Here is a 2,329-nt window from a genome sequence, read left to right on the forward strand (position 1 = left end):
ATGCTAGCAAGTTAAGCGAACACTGACATGATAAATTAGTGGTTAGCTATATTTTTTTACTTTGCAACAGAACCAAAATTAGTTATGAGAGACTCGGATATTATATTAATAAATTCAATCTCTCAAATCTTGAAAAGCAACATATATATAATAAATATACTGAAGTAGAGAAATGTACAAACTAAAGAGATACTACTATAGTTTACGCATTTCGAAAAATGTGATATTATTAATAAAAACGAACAGTCGTTTTTATTAATAATACGAGGTGGTCTTTATGTCTCCGAAAATATCTAACAAACAAAAAGCATTGAAAAAGGAAAAAATAGCTCAAGAGTCGTTGGAAACCTTTAAAAAATTTGGCTATCACGACACTACTATGAGTAAGATTTCATCAGCTACAAACGTAAGTAAAGGTGGGTTATATGCATATTTTGAGAATAAAGAAGATTTGTTTATTTTTATACTGGATTATATTCTAAACCAAAAATCTACACTTTTAGAATATAGTTATAAAAATAAAAATGCTTTCGAGCAACTATTAGAACAATGGAAAAGAATTATTTTTTCTTGGGATGATTTAGATTATGAATCGACGTTATTGATATTTGAATTTTGGCTGGAAGCAAGCAGGAATAAAGAATATAGAGAAAAGTTAATCTCTAACTATTATATGACAGAGAAATATTTCACAAAAATACTTAAAGATGGTGTAAAAACTGGTGAATTTAAATCTGATATTAATGCAGAAATTATAACACAAATTTTTTGGACCTATGTGGATGGCCAAGTTCAGTTTTGGTTGACTCGTAACCACCACCCCGATAAAGAGGAACTTACATTATTATTTTCACAGTTAAAATTATTATTAATGGGACTTTGCAATGACGATTAAAAATAGTAAATTTTATCAAATATTTTCAATATCAGATTTTAGAAATTTTTGGATCGTTCAGATTTGCACGCTATTAGCAATGCAATTCTATTTTCTCACCCTTTCCTGGTTAACAATAGACATTACTGGCTCAACAGCTATTTTAGGAACACTTCTGACATTATCTGCGATACCAAGGTTATTAATTACACCGATTGGTGGTGTGATATTTGATCAAGTGTCCCCTAAATCTTTCTTGAATATGACCCTTTCAGTTTTAACGGTTTTTACAATGTTATTTACAGTAATAATATATTTCTTTCAAATTCAGGTATGGATGCTTATTTTATTTGCAGTATTTTTTGGTATTACATCTGCTTTATTCCTCCCCGTTGTTTTCGCGCTGATACCAAAAATAGTGCCTGAAAGTCATTTACAATCAGCGAATTCATTTTCACAAATTAGTATGCAGATGTCTAACACAATTGGACCGGCTTTATCGGGTATCTTATTATCACTGTATGGCGCTACCTTTGTCTATGGTACGATGTCAGTCCTATTTTTAATTAGTTGGTTTTTTATATTCTTACTGAGTAAGAATACGAAACATAAAGAGACTGCTAACAATAAATTCACTTTCAAGAAAGTCTATGAAGATATTGTCGGTGGCTTTAAAGTGGTCTATAAAATTAAAGTGGTTATGATTTTGTTAATCATTTCCGCAATATTGAATCTGAGTATTATCGGGCCACAACAAATTGGATTACCGTATATTGCTCATGGAATTACAGAAAACGGTGCAGAAACTTTAGGATTTTTGATGTCTTCTCTGGGGATGGGCACGCTTGTCGGGGTCTTGTTTGTCAATTTACTAAATAGGTTTAAAAATAAATTCCTCTTAACCCTTATCATTACGATATTATTAGGCCTATTTTGGTCATTGGTTGGTATTTTCTCCGATCAGTTAACCATACTCTCGGCACTATTATTTATGAGTGGAATGTTGATTGGTGGATTGAATGTGCTAATAGTGACAGTCCTACAATTAAACTCCCCTGCCGATGCCATGGGAAGAATAATGAGCCTACAGCTTTTAAGCTCAACAGGAATACAGCCAATTACATTTTTAATCGTCGGTTCGATTTTAGGAGTCATTTCTGTGGAGTTACTATTCCTTTTCTGCGGGGCTGTATTAATAATGACTGCCCTCCTTACATTATTTAATCAGGATATAAGAAAATCTATCTCATAACCTTATACTTATTCTTTATTTGCCGAAGCACCCTGTACATAGGGTGCTTTTTTATTTGAAAGTAAAAGTGTAAAAAAACGTAAAAAAGTACTCACCATGATATAATGGTGTAAATGGCAGTATTAAAATGTAGGAAATCGGCAATTTAAAATTGTTGGTTTACCTACATTTTTTTTGTATGCTTTTCTTATGACATCTAAGGA

General features: G+C 31.6%; 2 protein-coding genes. Both read left to right on the forward strand.

Going from position 1 to position 2,329, the window contains the following annotated elements; translation table 11 throughout:
- The first annotated feature begins 277 nt into the window (after window positions 1-277).
- Window positions 278-895, forward strand: coding sequence for a TetR/AcrR family transcriptional regulator (locus BLR15_RS13705; RefSeq protein ID WP_092988351.1), 618 nt, complete (start codon window positions 278-280; stop codon window positions 893-895).
- Window positions 885-2,126, forward strand: a complete 1,242-nt coding sequence (locus BLR15_RS13710) for an MFS transporter (protein WP_092988353.1) — start codon at window positions 885-887, stop codon at window positions 2,124-2,126. The genes BLR15_RS13705 and BLR15_RS13710 overlap by 11 nt, the downstream gene beginning before the upstream one ends.
- Window positions 2,127-2,329: the final 203 nt, after the last annotated feature.

Origin of the sequence: Lacicoccus qingdaonensis, assembly GCF_900101075.1 — a bacterium.
Lineage (GTDB): Bacteria > Bacillota > Bacilli > Staphylococcales > Salinicoccaceae > Lacicoccus > Lacicoccus qingdaonensis.

What these genes read in the sequence shown, in the direction of transcription:
- BLR15_RS13705 (WP_092988351.1), top strand. Translation starts at nt 278, where the DNA reads ATGTCTCCGAAAATATCTAACAAACAAAAAGCATTGAAAAAGGAAAAA.
- BLR15_RS13710 (WP_092988353.1), top strand. Translation starts at nt 885, where the DNA reads ATGACGATTAAAAATAGTAAATTTTATCAAATATTTTCAATATCAGAT.